Raw genomic sequence first — 13,554 nt, 5'->3', positions numbered from 1 at the left:
GTCACCCCAACGGGGCGACGCACCGCCAACGCATCTCGCCGAATCAATATTTGAGAGGTATGGAACAAACGGTGCGTCGCCCCGATGGGGTGACGCACCCTACAGCCCGTGCAAAAATTCGATCAATGCGGCGTTGACTGGATCGGGGGCTTCTTGCGGCAACCAATGGCCCGCTCCTGGAATGACTCGGGAATCCCGAAGATCGGGCACCAGCGTCGGCATGGCGTCGATGATGTCGCGCATGCCGGGCATGGCCAGCCCAGTGTCGTGCTCGCCAACCAGATACAGGGCGGGAACGTGGACGAGCATGTCCTTGAATGCCGCTTGCAGATCCCAGTTGCGATCCAGATTGCGGTAATAGTTCAAGCCGCCGCGAAAGCCCGACGCCTCGAATGCGCTCACAAAAGCATCGAAATCCGCGCCATCCAGCCAGCGAGGCAGTGCGCCAGGGTCCGGCAAGGCATCCAGCAGCCCCGCCTCGCGCGCAACCATCCCGAAAGGATTCGGCGTCCGGCCATCACGCGGGCCGGCCTCGCCGGAGGCCCAAAAATAGATTTTCCGCAGCGTGGCGGCAACGTCGCGCTCGAATTCGTTCTCCGCCAGCCCCGCCTGGGAAAAGTAATGCGTGTAAAACCACGCCTGCCCGCTTGACGGAAACAGCCGGCTTGGCGCCATCGGCGCCCGGCCCATCATCGGCACCCCGAGGGCAGCCACGGCGCGGAAGCGATCAGGTCGCAGCTGCGCGGCCTGCCATGCGATGCTGGCCCCCCAATCGTTCCCGACCACCACCGCATCCGCCTCCCCTAGCGCGTCCAAGATCCCCACCAGGTCGCCAACGATGTCCAGGCTTGTGTACCGCTGCGGATTCTCCGGACTCTCGCTGGCGCCGTAGCCGCGCAGATCCGGCGCAAGCACACGAAACCCGGCGCCCGACAAGGCCGCCAGTTGGTGCCGCCATGCGTGCGACGTCTCGGGAAATCCATGCAGCAGCAATACCAGCGGTCCGGCGCCCTGCGTGGCGGTGCTCAGGCGAATGCCGTTGATTTCAAGAATGGACTGATTGAATGCAGACATGATCGCGCTCCGATAGTTGCCTAAAGTCACGCCAAACCGTAACATTAAATGTGACGAATTACCACCCATCCAAAGAATCATGCAAAGAGATACTCGGCTAGCCCGGCTGCTTCACGTGCTGATCCATATGTATCTGCGCGGCGGCACCACCACCTCCGAAACCATCGCGCAAATGCTGCACACCCAGCCCTCGCTCGTTCGCCGCACCATGGCCGCGTTGCGTGAAGCCGGCCATGTCGCGTCGATTCCGGGCCCCAACGGTGGCTGGATGCTTTGCCGCGAACTGGCGGATCTGACTGTGCGGGACATCTACGCGGCGATCACGCACAAGAGCGCGTTCGCGATCAGCGCGGCCCATGACAATCCGGCCTGCCCAGTGGAAACCACGGTCAACCGAGTGCTCGACGCCGCCTTGAGCTCGGCTGAAGAAGCGCTGCTCCAGCATCTCGCGCAAATACGCCTTTCCGACCTGGCGCAACACGCGAAAGCATCGGCAGGCTGAGCCGCCCCCACCACCACATCTGGCGGTCATGCCGCTCGTAGGGTGCGTCACCCCGTAGGGGCGACGCACCGCCAACACATCTCGCCGGATCACCATTTGAGGGAGTGAGACGCAAACGGTGCGTCGCCCCTTCGGGGTGACGCACCCTACACATCATGCATCGCCTACTCGCAGGCTCATCCGCTCGGCCAGGCGCAGATGGCAGGCCGCCGCCAACTTGACCAACTCGGCGTCGCTGGCCGGCATCCCATCCGGCACGGCGATCAGCTCGGCCAGGCCATCCAATGTGGAAACGACGCGGTTCAGCTCGTAGGGTGCGTCACCCCAAAGGGGCGACGCACCGCCACATCGTTCACCGAATCAACATTTAAAGGTATGGAAAATAAACGGTGCGGCACGCCGTAGGCGTGGCACCAATCGGTGCGTCGCCCATCGGTGCGTCGCCCATCGGTGCGTCGCCCATCGGTGCGTCGCCCCTTCGGGGTGACGCACCCTACACATCATGCATCGCCTACTCGCAGGCTCATCCGCTCGGCCAGGCGCAAATGGCAGGCCGCCGCCAGCTTCACCAACTCGGTGTCGCTGGCCGGCATGCCGTCCGGCACGGCGATCAGTTCGGCCAGGCCATCTAGTGTGGAAACGGCGCTGTTCAGGCCCATCATGCGGCCGAGCGGATGTTTCTGGCGGTTGTGGCGCTCGTAATCCAGTGTCACCAGCCAGCGCGTATGCTGCCAGCAGGCCTCGCCGTTCTCCAATACCGCGTCCAGCACCGCCCGGCTCACCTGGCGCGCCGCTTCCGCCGCCAGGGCCAGCGCCCACTCCAGCTGGTCCGCCGCCAACATCGCCTCGCCCTCCCCGCGCAAAACCGGCAGCAGCTCGTCCTCCAGCCAGCGCCGAAAGCGCCGCGCCGCCGGCTTGCGATAGCGCCGTATCGCCGTGGCCACGCCGGTTTCGGACAGGCAGACCACGTCCTGGCCGCCAAGCGACAAGGTACGGACTTCTTCCTTGTTCAACTTGCCGAGCAACGCGTCGGTGCTGCGACACTGGATCGCAGTTGCGACGTCGTCGGCGAAGAACCACAAGCCGTTGTGGCGGCGGAGAAGACGAAAGGGATTATCGAGAAAAGTGAACTCCCGCAGAGACAGGGACGCGGGTGATGAAATGGAATGTTCCATGAAGTGAACCTCCGTGCAGTTTCACCAACTCCACCACCCACATCGCCAAACGGGGGCGGCAGGCCAAAGCGGGGTTGGCGAACCGGCTACACGACCCGGCAGACCCGGAGGTCTCCCCACCCGGCCCGCCATGGAGTGCATGAGCGCGCACGAGGACAGCAAGCATAGCCGTGATGCCATGCCTGCCGTGTAGTCTGGGTCGCCAAACCCAGTCGTGCTATTGAACACGACTTGGCCAGATTAAAACCCAAACGAAAAAGGGTCAAGGGTAAGTTACAACGGAAAAACTGACAAGGAGGACAGAAAACAAATGTAACGTCCACAGGAAAACTGACCAAATTCGAGAGCATAAAACCGAACTATCACGCCACACTCCCATCAGCGCAAGCCGGCTTCAAAGCCATTTTCAATGGTTTTAAGTCTCCGGTTGTTCGACGCGGTGCGACGATAGCTCGTCGCTAGTTCCTGCGACTTCTTGAGAATGGCTTTGAAAACGGAGTTTCATGGCACTGCTGGGCCGCCTTTTCTTTCGCCCATTTTTTTGGCGGAGCAAAAGAAAAAGAACCGTCACGCCGGGCGGAACCGGCACCCCAACATCCGCCCGCGGAGCGGGCACAAAAATCCTATTAATCCGGCAGTAATAATCCGTACAGATTGTATACTTCCGGCATGGAAAAAATCGATGTGCGCAAGCTTGAACTGGCCGCCCGTGAGCAGCTGAGGCGTACCGCTATCCGGATGTACAAGCGAGGCCGGTCTCAAGCCAGTATTGCCGAAGAACTCGGGCTGCGCCGCCCCACCATTTCCGCCTGGGTGGTGCGTGAGGCAGCACTAGGTGCGCAGGGATTCAAAGAACAGAAGCGCGGTCGCGCCGAAGGCACCGGCCGTCGGCTGACCGAGGCGCAGGAAGCCCGGATCAAGCAGGACATCGTGGATCGCACGCCAGACCAGATGAAGCTGAGGTTTGCCCTGTGGAGTGCTCAGGCGGTCAAGGCTGTAATCAAGCAGATGTTTCTGATCGATCTGCCGATCCGTACTGTCCGTCTGTACTTGGCCCGCTGGGGCTTTACGCCGCAGCGCCCGCTCAAACGCGCTTATGAGCAGCGACCGGCAGCAGTCGAGAAATGGCTCAAGGAGGAATACCCGGCTATCGTCGCGCGTGCCAAAGCGGAAATGGCTGAAATCAGCTGGGGCGACGAATCGGCGGTGTCGAGTGTTGAGCACTTTCCGCGTGGCTACGCCCCAAAAGGCCAAACCCCAGTTCTGGTGTTATCCCAATCGAAAAGAGCGCGCATCAACTTGATTTCGGCCATTACCAACCAAGGCAAGATGCGCTTCATGCTGTACCGGGAGACCTTGACGGCCCGGGTGCTGATCAAGTTTCTGATGCGGCTGATCCGTGATGCTGGCGGCAAGAAGGTGTTCTTGATCCTCGACAACTTGCGCGTGCATCACAGCAAGCTGGTGCAAGCATGGTTGGAGGAGGAAGAGAACAAGAAGGCGATTGAGTTGTTCTTCCTGCCCAGCTACTCACCGGAACTGAACCCGGATGAATACTTGAACGGCGACCTGAAGGCCAGAATGAGCGCAGGTGAGCCGGTTCGATCAGACGGTCAACTTCAAGGGAAAGTGCTGTCCCATTTACGCTCATTGCAGAAGCAGCCGGCCAGAATCCGGTCGTACTTCCGGCATGAAAAAATCCGCTACGCGGCATGAGCTTTCTGTACGGTATTTGACTGCCGGATTAATAGCATCACTTCCCTTTTATTGAGAGATAGCCTTCGATACGAAGGCTATCTCTCACATGCACAGCATCAATCATTGACATACTCTTCCATACAATTCCATGCATGAAAATTAATATCCCCTCCACCTCTCTTTAAAGTATAATTCTTAAATGTTCTCTCCACATGAAAAATAAATGATGCCGGATTGGCCCTTGATAAGTCGATCAAATCTTTTTTCTTATTAACAAGACTGTATAGCCCGCCAATAGCCAATCCACTTACGCCCAACGCAAACATACTTCTTGCATCCAATGAAAGATGATTGGTAATAGCAGAAGGCATGGGAATACCCATCATTGAAACACCACCCCACCCTTTAATATTAATCAGACTAGCTGATCTCTTATAGTCAGACAGAGCCTTATCATATTCTTTAATTTTTGAATTAATAACATCCAGCCTTACGCCATGATCAAGAACCTCATTCAACTCCTTCCTCAAAGAAGAAATAGAATCTCTGAATGCAACTATCTCATCTCTGCGAGTTCGCCTAAATCTCTCAATATCCTCCAAGGAAATATCCACTAAATTAAGCGGGACAAAATCACTCATAACAAATGAAAACAAAGCAAACTCACTTACTTCAACGTCCGGAGGAGAGCAAAGCTCTTCAACACCACCATTTAGATTAAAATAGCTAGTTGCAGTCCACGCCCCCCAATTATCCGTCACAAGACTCAGATTATTTCTATTTGCAATCTCTGATGCCAAATAGAGCATGTAATTAGATGCCAAGTCAGTTGGCACTGAATACCACCCGCCATCATTATCAAAACCAAGATCACTAAAAATCCCCCTAACAACCACATCAATCTTATCCTCATGGACAAAAACTGCCTCATCACCGGTATCAAGTGCAGCTGCAGACCACTCCTTCGTCTTATTCAAAAAAACATCTGAAGTAGCCTCAACATATGGAGCTGGATTTAGCCCAGGTCTTACAAACCCGATATCTTCCAAATACTCAACACCATCAGCATCTCGAATATCCACTCCAGCCGGAACAATTCTATATAAATGATCATAGAAAAGAGACAGTGCCTTGAGGTATTCAATCGAAGAAAGGTTAATTGACGGGTAGTACAAAACCCCATTACTCATTTCACACTCCAAATTGAAAAACCCCACATAAATAATGCGGGGTTTTATCACAATGACGACTGACTATCAAGCCAGCTTCACAAGCTGCGCTTTAATCTTCTCCAACTTGTCATTCAACTCAGCCAACTGAGCCTTGTCGCGTTCGACCAAATGCGCCGGCGCCTTGTCGACGTAGCCCGGCTTCTCCAGCTTGGCGGTCAGCTTGGCCAGCTCGGCTTCCACCTTGCCTTGCTCTTTCGTCAGGCGCGCGGTTTCGGCGACTTTGTCCACTTCCACCTTCAGCATCAGACGCGCTTCGCCGGACATCGCCACCGGAGCGTCGTCTTCCGGCAGCTTGGCCACCAGCGTGCCTTCGGTCAGACGGGCCAGCAGCTTCAGATAAGGCACGAAGTCGGCGATGGACGCGTCGGCGGTTTCGATGAACAACGGGGCCTTGACGGCCGGGCCGATGCCCATTTCGCCGCGCAGATTGCGCACCGCGTTGACCATCTCCTTGAACGCGTCCATGCGGGCGTTGGCTGCCGCGTTGATCTTGCTCTCGTCCGCCACCGGCCACGGGGCCAGCATCAGCGAGTCGGCCTTCTTGGCGTTGGCCAGCGGGGCCACGGTCTGCCACAGCTCTTCGGTGATGAAGGGCATCAGCGGGTGGTTCAGGCGCAGCGCCACTTCCAGCACGCGCACCAGGGTGCGGCGGGTGGCGCGCTGCTGGGCTTCGTTGCCGCCCTGGATCTGCACCTTGGCCAGTTCCACGTACCAGTCGCAGTACTCGTTCCAGATGAATTCGTAGATCACCTGGGCGGCGATGTCGAAGCGGTAGGTTTCCAGCGCGTTGGTGACGTCGATCTCGGCCTGTTGCAGACGGCCGATGATCCACTGATCGACGAAGCTGTATTCCAGCGGCAGGCTTTCATCCTGGCCGCAGTCCTTGCCGTCGACGTTCATCATCACGAAGCGGGTGGCGTTCCACAGCTTGTTGCAGAAGTTGCGGTAGCCTTCGGCGCGCTTGAAGTCGAAGTTGACCGAGCGGCCCAGCGTGGCGTAGCTGGCCATGGTGAAACGCAGCGCGTCGGTACCGTAGGCCGGGATGCCTTCCGGGAACAGCTTCTCGGTGGCCTTGGCGATGGCCGGGGCCTTTTCCGGGCGGCGCAGGCCGGTGGTGCGTTTTTCCACCAGCGGCTCCAGCGCGATGCCGTCTATCAGGTCCACCGGGTCGATGACGTTGCCCTCGGACTTCGACATCTTCTTGCCTTCGTGGTCGCGCACCATGCCGTGGATGTAGACATCCTTGAACGGGACCTTGCCGGTGAAGTGCTTGGTCATCATGATCATCCGGGCCACCCAGAAGAAGATGATTTCGTAGCCGGTCACCAGCACATTGGAGGTCAGGAAGGCTTTCAGGTCCGGCGTTTCTTCCGGCCAGCCCAGCGTGGAGAACGGCACCAGGGCCGAGCTGAACCAGGTGTCCAGCACGTCCTGCTCGCGGCGCAGCGTCTTGCCCGGGGCCTTGGCCTGGGCTTCCGCCTCGGTGCGGCCGACATAGATGTTGCCGTCTTCGTCGTACCAGGCCGGGATCTGGTGGCCCCACCACAGCTGGCGGGAGATGCACCAGTCCTGGATGTTCTTCATCCACTGGTTGTAGGTGTTGACCCAGTTTTCCGGCACGAAGCGCACTTCGCCGGATTCCACCGCCTCGATCGCCTTGGCGGCGATGGACTGGCCGGTGGCGTCGCCGTCGGCGACCTTGTTCATCGCGACGAACCATTGGTCGGTCAGCAGCGGTTCGATGACGGTGCCGGTGCGGTCGCCGCGCGGAACCATCAGCTTGTGCGGCTTGGTTTCCAGCAGCAGGCCCTGGGCTTGCAGATCGGCCAGCATCGCTTTGCGCGCGTCAGAGGCGGTGAGGCCGGCGTAGGCGGCCGGCAGCTCGATCACGCCCTGGGCGGCGCCGTCGAAGCCGAAGATCTGGGCCTTGGCCAGGATCTTGGCTTCCAGGCTCATCACATTGATCAGCTGGGTGCCGTGGCGCTTGCCCACTTCGTAGTCGTTGAAGTCGTGCGCCGGGGTGATCTTGACGAAGCCGGTGCCGAATTCCTTGTCGACGTACTCGTCGGCGATCACCGGGATGGTGCGGCCGGTCAGCGGCAACTCAAGCTGCTTGCCCACCAGGTGCAGGTAGCGCTCGTCGTCCGGGGCGATGGCCACGGCCACATCGCCCAGCAGCGTTTCCGGACGGGTGGTGGCGACGGTGACATATTCATCGCTGCCGACAACCGGGTACTTGATGTGCCACATGTGGCCGTCTTCTTCCTCGGAGACCACTTCGAGGTCGGAGATGGCGGTGCCAAGCCGGGCGTCCCAGTTGGACAGGCGCTTGCCGCGGTAGATCAGGCCTTGTTCGTACAGGCGGACGAAGACTTCGGTCACCACCTCGGCGCGGACGTCGTCCATCGTGAAGTATTCGCGGTCCCAATCCACCGAGCAGCCTACGCGGCGCATCTGGCTGGTGATGGTGCCGCCGGACTTTTCCTTCCATTCCCAGATCTTGTTGGTGAACGCTTCGCGGCCCATGTCGTGGCGGTTCAGGCCCTGATCGGCCAGCTGGCGCTCGACGACGATCTGGGTGGCGATGCCGGCGTGGTCGGTGCCCGGCACCCACACGGTGTTGTGGCCCTTCATCCGGTAGAAGCGGGTCAGGCCATCCATGATGGTCTGGTTGAAGGCGTGGCCCATGTGCAACGTGCCGGTGACGTTGGGCGGCGGCAGCTGGATGGCGAAGGACGGCTTGGCGGTGTCCATGCTCGGCTTGAAGTAGCCGGCCTGTTCCCAGTGTTGGTACCAGCGGCGCTCGAGGTCGCCCGGTTCATAGCTCTTGGCAAGTTGTTCCATGGTGCTGAATCTTGGTTTTCTGGATGGAAAAATGCGTCGATTATACCCGGTTTTGACTCGCGCTCCGATCCCCTTGCCCCCGCCGCCGGCTTCTTTTCAAGTACAGGCCATGCCCATGCCCGCTTTCGCCATCCGGACAGATCGCCCGTCCCAATTCAGTTGAAATTGTTTTTAGATAATATAACATATATTTCGATGACATAATCATGTCATCGCAATCGCACCTTCCACGCGAGGAGAATTGCATGAGTCACGAACATCATCTGGGCTGCGCATGCTGCACCCTGCCCCATCTTCCGGAACTGGCCGCCGGGCCACTGACAGAGGCCGCCACCCCGGAGCAACTGGAAGCGGCGATCGAGCAGGCTTATGGCTCGCACGCCCCGGCGCAGGCGCCGCAAGCCGCGATTTTCCACGGCGGCGTCATCCACACGCTGGCCGCCGAAGGCAACCGCCAGGTAGAGGCGCTGGGCATGGCCGACGGCGTGATCGTCGCCGTCGGCGCCTTGCAGCACGTGCGCCAGGCGATGCAGGCGCACCGGCCTCGCGAAATCGACCTGGCTGGCCGCACGCTGCTGCCTGGCCTGATCGACGCCCATATGCACATCCTGCCCAGCGCGCTGTATCAAGCGCCGGACTGGCTGCCCTTGTCACCGTTTCTGCCGCCGCCGCGCCAGCAGGAGCTCAATCCGGAGTACAGCAGCCAGACCATAAAACAGGCCATCCTCGACGCGCTGAAACAGCACGAAAGCCTGCCCGAACACCAGCGTAGCCATCGCTGGGTGCTGGGCTTCGGCGTCGATCCGTCGCTGATGGCCAAATGGGAAGACATTACCGCCGACACGCTAGACGCGCTCAGCGACACGGTGCCCATCCTGCTGATGAACGCCTCCGGCCACATCGCCTACGTCAATGGCGCGGCGATGCGGAAAGCCGATATACGTGATAACTCAGAAGGCGTACTGACCGAAATGGGTATCGCCAAGGTGCTCAAGGTCGTGCCGCCTCCGTCGCTGCCCCTCTTCCTGTCCAATCTGAAGCAGGTATTGCAGAATGCCAGCCAGATGGGCATCACCACCTTGTTCGATGCCGGTCTGGGCGCCACGCCATGGCCGGATCTGGAAATCGGCCTGATCAAGAGCGCGGCGCGCCGGGGGCCGGTGCGCATCGCCGCCGCCTTGTTCACGCCTCCCGAGGAGGCCAAGCTGGACCATTGGCTGCGACACCAGCGACCGGACCTGGACAATGCCCGGAACCCCCGCTTCGCGATCAAGGCGATCAAGCTGATCGCCGATGGCTCCAATCAGGGGCTGACCGGTTATCAGACCCAGCCCTATGCCTGTGCCGACGAGCACTCCATTCCCGACGTGCCGGATACCGGCCTGAGCAACTATCCGGACACCGGCCTCTTCAACCGCATGCTGGAAAAGGCGGTCGATCAGGGCTGGCCGGTGCTGGTGCACGCCAACGGCGACAAGGCGATGGAATATGTGCTGGGCGGCTATCGGCAGGTGCTGACGCCGCAGCACGGCAAACCCGCAGAACAGGTCGAACAGCGGCGCAAACTGCGGCTGCGCGTCGAACACGCCTCGCTGCTGAACGACGCGGCCATCGATGAGATGGCGGCGCTGCGGCTGAATCCCAGCTTTCTGATCGGCCATGTCGGCTACTGGGGCTATAGCTTCAAGCACACGATTCTGGACAGCGAGCGCGCGCAGTTGCTGGACCGCTGCAAATCGGCCGTGGACAAGGGCATACGCATCAGTCTGCATTCAGACCACTTCGTTTCGCCTCTGGGGCCGCTGCGCATGATGGAGCAGGCGGCGTTCCGCATCATGGAGGGCGCGCCCGAAGGCGAAAAAGTCCCGCTCAATCCAGAAGAGCGCCTAAGCCGCGAACAGGCGCTGCGGGCGGTGACGCTGGACGCCGCCTGGCAATGCCACATGGACCACATGGTGGGATCGCTGGAGCCCGGCAAGCAGGCGGACCTGGTGATTCTGGAACGCGATCCGCTGAACGACGCCGTGACCGATCTGCGCGGAATCACCGTGCATGAGACCTGGTCGGCCGGCGCGCCGGCCTATCTGAACCGCGACACCCACTAGCCGCGCCCATCTCGGCTGCGCAACGCGGCCTGTCCAGCAATGGACAGGCCGCTTGCTATATTTGAGATGGAGAACCACCGCCGCAGCAGGAGAACCGATTGCGCACACACTCTCTGCCGGGGCGCCCATGAGCCATATTCCGACACGTCGCGCCCTGCTGCGGTTTTTGATGCTGATGCTGGCCACCTGCCCGGCGTCCTCCCACGCGACGCCGACGACCGGCTCCGCCGGTCCCTCGGCCGGCCCGACGGCGCAAAGCGGCCGCCACGTGCTGTTGATCGCCTACGACCTGCGCAACGGCGGCATTTCCAAGACCACCCGCAGCTTTCTGAACGCCGCCGGCCGCCTGCGCTGGCAGGTGAAGGTGGCGGACGCCAAGAGCAGCAACGACGCGGTGCGCGAGCAATTGCTGCTGCAAGCCTCGGCCAAAGACGTGGCCGGCGTGGCGCTGATCGGCGCCGACAGCGCCGGCTACCATCTGGAGCTGGCAATGTTGAAGCAGATGGGCAAGATCGCAGTCGGCTGGCATGCCGGCGGCAATCCCGGCCCCAATGCCGAACTGTTCGCCAATGTCACCACCGACCCGCTGGCGGTGGCGCAGACCGCGGTGGACTACGCGATCGGCAGCAGCGCCGGCGCCGTCGGCGCGGTGATCCTGACCGACTCGCACTTCGCCATCGCGATGCGCAAGGCCGCCGCGATGAAGGCTGCGCTGGCCGGCTGCAAGCGCTGCAAGGTGCTGGCGGTGGAGGACGTGGATCTGAGCAAGACCGCGCAGCTCATTCCGGCCCTGGTGCCGCAGTTGGCGCGCCGCTACGGCCGCGGCTGGACCCATACGCTGGCCATCAACGACCTGTATTTCGACAACAGCAATTTCCCGCTGCATCAGGCGGGCCGCTCCGACATTGTCAATATCTCGGCCGGCGACGGCTCCAACTCTGCGATGAACCGCATCCGGGAGGGCATTTCCCAGCAGAAAGCCACGGTGGCCGAACCGTGCAATCAGCAAGGCTGGCAACTGGCGGACGAGTTGAACCGCGGCTTCGTCCGCCAGCCGCCCAGCGGTTTCGTCAGCAGGCCGATACTGGTGACGCAGGACAAGCTGCTGGCCCATCCGCGCGACGGCGACGTCGAGGATGATCAAGCCTATCGCCAGGCCTACCTGGACATCTGGTTCAAAAAACCCTGAAATTTCAGTCTGCGGCCCGCCCGGCCGCCTACACTCAGGCGAGGTCGGACATGGCCGCGGTTTGATTGCAAACCATGCGGCTGATACTATTTAAATGATCTGAAAACAAAAATACTGCAATGGACATATCCCAAAGCCTGGGCATAGAGGGAATCCCGCCATCGGCCTCCGCCCTGAACGGAGGCGCGCTCTATCTGATAGCCGCCCCCGGATCAGGACTGGCCCAGGCGCTGCTGTTCTCCAACCTGCCTTCGGCCGGCAGCCAGCCGCTGGTCTGCGCCAGCAGGCAGGAACCGGCTCCGCAGCAAGACACCGCCTGGCTGGATCGCCGCATCCACGCCGGCAACCTGCAGTTGCTGTCGCCGCGCCAGCCGCGCAAGCCCTCCGCCCAACGGGTCACCGCCTGCCTCGACGAACTGGCCCGCTGCCGCGACGCGCTGCAGCCGGCCACCGGCGGCATGACGGTAGTACTGGACCACGCCGAGGACTATCTGCCGCTGCAGCAGCCGGCCGTGGCGCGCCGGGTGCTGCAGGCCTGCAGCCACTGGGCGGCCCGCCATGGTCACGCGCTGCTGTTGCTGCTGGACAGCGCCCGACTGGACGCCGCGGCGCTGGCCGCCTTGAGCCAGCTGGGCCGGGACTGCGCCGGCATGGCCTATGCCGAGCCGCTGGGCGACGGACTATACGGCTGGCAGACCGCTCACTGGCTGGGCGCCGCGCCCGGCGAGGCCGCCAGGCTGCGCACGCTGGAGCTGAACGTCGGCCACATGCTGCGCGCCCAGTTGGAAGCCGACGACCACGACGCGCCCGCCGACGCGGCGGAAAGCCCCGCCCGCCTAGCCACCGATACCATGCAGGTGCTGGCCACCATCGCGGCCCTCAGCGGCAATACGCCGCCAACGCCACACTGGCGGCTGTTTGACGACTTGCCGCAGTTGCTGGAGGCGGCGCACGACGCGGTGGCCGCCACCGTGCTGCTGGACTCCGCCGGCAGCACCAAGGAAGCGCTGGGCCAGGCCGTCTCGCAGCTACGCAGGCAAAGCGGCAAGCGACTGAAAATCGTCGTGCGCGAAGTCGGCAACCGCCGGCTGCGCCAGAACGAGGAGCAGTTGCTGCTGCGCCTCGGCGCCAATGCCGTGCTGCCGGCGGAGCTGCGCTTCACAAGTCTGGCCGGCATCGTCCATTCACTGCGCCAGGCGGTCTATCAGGGCGGCGGCGAGATCGAGGCCGACGCCTTGCGCGCCGCCAGCCGTCCGGAAGCCGACCGCGGCTACCTGCCGCCGGCGCGCTTTGTCGAAATGGCGGACGCGGCGGTGCAGCGCAGCCGCGCCATCGACGTCAGCAACATGCTGATCCAGTTGCAGCCGGCGCTGGGCGCCACGCCGGCCGAACTGCTGGCGCTGGGCCGCTTCCAGCGCGCCGGCGACCTGTGCACCGCCGATCGCGACCATGCTTATCTATTCCTGTTCGCCTGCCGCGAAAACGACGCCGACGCCGCGCTGGGCAATCTGTTCCGCATGCCGATAGGCGAAGTGGCCCAGATGGAGGTGCGCAGCGCCGACAGCGACAGCATTCTGCTGGCGCTGTCGCAGCTGGCCAGGCAGCCCGGCTTCGACAAACTGCCGGACCTGAGCCTGCAGCTGTCGCAGGCGCCGCATCAGCGCGAGCGTCGCCACGCCTACGCCGCCCCGGTGCTGCAACGCACGCCCTTGCGCCGCCGCGGCGACAAGTAAAG

10 protein-coding genes are annotated in these 13,554 nt (G+C 61.6%); 5 read left to right on the top strand and 5 right to left on the bottom strand.

Going from position 1 to position 13,554, the window contains the following annotated elements; genetic code table 11:
• Positions 1 to 99: 99 nt before the first annotated feature.
• On the bottom strand, positions 100 to 1,074 hold the full coding sequence (locus tag CXB49_RS08420) for an alpha/beta fold hydrolase (RefSeq protein ID WP_101710656.1): 975 nt from the start codon (positions 1,072 to 1,074) through the stop codon (positions 100 to 102).
• A gap of 79 nt (positions 1,075 to 1,153) precedes the next feature.
• Here CXB49_RS08420 and CXB49_RS08415 point away from each other — a divergent pair, with 79 nt between their 5' ends.
• The gene (locus tag CXB49_RS08415) at positions 1,154 to 1,576 is read left to right on the top strand and encodes an Rrf2 family transcriptional regulator (protein ID WP_101707978.1); all 423 of its coding nucleotides are present in this window, start codon (positions 1,154 to 1,156) and stop codon (positions 1,574 to 1,576) included.
• A gap of 153 nt (positions 1,577 to 1,729) precedes the next feature.
• Here CXB49_RS08415 and CXB49_RS24265 read toward each other — a convergent pair whose 3' ends face one another.
• Both CXB49_RS24265 and CXB49_RS08410 read right to left on the bottom strand, forming a co-directional pair.
• Positions 1,730 to 1,861, bottom strand: a complete 132-nt coding sequence (locus CXB49_RS24265; protein WP_255409601.1) for a hypothetical protein — start codon at positions 1,859 to 1,861, stop codon at positions 1,730 to 1,732.
• A gap of 215 nt (positions 1,862 to 2,076) precedes the next feature.
• Positions 2,077 to 2,751 (bottom strand): BRO family protein, encoded by a 675-nt coding sequence (locus tag CXB49_RS08410; RefSeq protein ID WP_101707977.1) that lies wholly within the window; start codon positions 2,749 to 2,751, stop codon positions 2,077 to 2,079.
• Positions 2,752 to 3,420: 669 nt separating this feature from the next.
• Here CXB49_RS08410 and CXB49_RS08405 point away from each other — a divergent pair.
• Positions 3,421 to 4,467 carry an IS630 family transposase gene (locus CXB49_RS08405; RefSeq protein WP_101706528.1) on the top strand — a complete coding sequence of 349 codons (1,047 nt, stop codon included), beginning with the start codon at positions 3,421 to 3,423 and terminating at the stop codon, positions 4,465 to 4,467.
• 98 nt (positions 4,468 to 4,565) lie between these two features.
• Here the strand turns inward: CXB49_RS08405 and CXB49_RS23345 are convergent, their stop codons facing one another.
• Both CXB49_RS23345 and CXB49_RS08400 read right to left on the bottom strand, forming a co-directional pair.
• Positions 4,566 to 5,639 (bottom strand): DUF6236 family protein, encoded by a 1,074-nt coding sequence (locus CXB49_RS23345; protein ID WP_158300680.1) that lies wholly within the window; start codon positions 5,637 to 5,639, stop codon positions 4,566 to 4,568.
• 66 nt (positions 5,640 to 5,705) lie between these two features.
• Positions 5,706 to 8,525, bottom strand: coding sequence for a valine--tRNA ligase (locus CXB49_RS08400; RefSeq protein ID WP_101707976.1), 2,820 nt, complete (start codon positions 8,523 to 8,525; stop codon positions 5,706 to 5,708).
• 245 nt (positions 8,526 to 8,770) lie between these two features.
• On the opposite strand from CXB49_RS08400, the gene CXB49_RS08395 reads away from it, so the two are divergent.
• From CXB49_RS08395 to bcsE, 3 genes are all read left to right on the top strand, one after another.
• Positions 8,771 to 10,630: an amidohydrolase gene (locus CXB49_RS08395; protein ID WP_101707975.1), complete on the top strand. Its 1,860-nt coding sequence runs from the start codon at positions 8,771 to 8,773 to the stop codon at positions 10,628 to 10,630.
• 127 nt (positions 10,631 to 10,757) lie between these two features.
• Positions 10,758 to 11,819 carry a hypothetical protein gene (locus CXB49_RS08390; RefSeq protein WP_101707974.1) on the top strand — a complete coding sequence of 354 codons (1,062 nt, stop codon included), beginning with the start codon at positions 10,758 to 10,760 and terminating at the stop codon, positions 11,817 to 11,819.
• 119 nt (positions 11,820 to 11,938) lie between these two features.
• Complete coding sequence (bcsE, locus tag CXB49_RS08385) at positions 11,939 to 13,552, top strand: cellulose biosynthesis protein BcsE (protein ID WP_101707973.1); 1,614 nt, start codon at positions 11,939 to 11,941, stop codon at positions 13,550 to 13,552.
• Positions 13,553 to 13,554 lie beyond the last annotated feature (2 nt).

Source organism: Chromobacterium sp. ATCC 53434, from assembly GCF_002848345.1.
GTDB lineage: Bacteria > Pseudomonadota > Gammaproteobacteria > Burkholderiales > Chromobacteriaceae > Chromobacterium.
The sequence above is the reverse complement of the archived record's forward strand: the minus strand, read 5'-3'. Positions and strand labels throughout refer to the sequence as shown.

Bases quoted from the DNA above. Each gene is read 5' to 3' on its own strand.
- CXB49_RS08420 (WP_101710656.1), bottom strand. From the start codon at position 1,074: ATGTCTGCATTCAATCAGTCCATTCTTGAAATCAACGGCATTCGCCTG.
- CXB49_RS08415 (WP_101707978.1), top strand. From the start codon at position 1,154: ATGCAAAGAGATACTCGGCTAGCCCGGCTGCTTCACGTGCTGATCCAT.
- CXB49_RS08410 (WP_101707977.1), bottom strand. From the start codon at position 2,751: ATGGAACATTCCATTTCATCACCCGCGTCCCTGTCTCTGCGGGAGTTC.
- CXB49_RS08405 (WP_101706528.1), top strand. From the start codon at position 3,421: ATGGAAAAAATCGATGTGCGCAAGCTTGAACTGGCCGCCCGTGAGCAG.
- CXB49_RS23345 (WP_158300680.1), bottom strand. From the start codon at position 5,639: ATGAGTAATGGGGTTTTGTACTACCCGTCAATTAACCTTTCTTCGATT.
- CXB49_RS08400 (WP_101707976.1), bottom strand. From the start codon at position 8,525: ATGGAACAACTTGCCAAGAGCTATGAACCGGGCGACCTCGAGCGCCGC.
- CXB49_RS08395 (WP_101707975.1), top strand. From the start codon at position 8,771: ATGAGTCACGAACATCATCTGGGCTGCGCATGCTGCACCCTGCCCCAT.
- CXB49_RS08390 (WP_101707974.1), top strand. From the start codon at position 10,758: ATGAGCCATATTCCGACACGTCGCGCCCTGCTGCGGTTTTTGATGCTG.
- bcsE (WP_101707973.1), top strand. From the start codon at position 11,939: ATGGACATATCCCAAAGCCTGGGCATAGAGGGAATCCCGCCATCGGCC.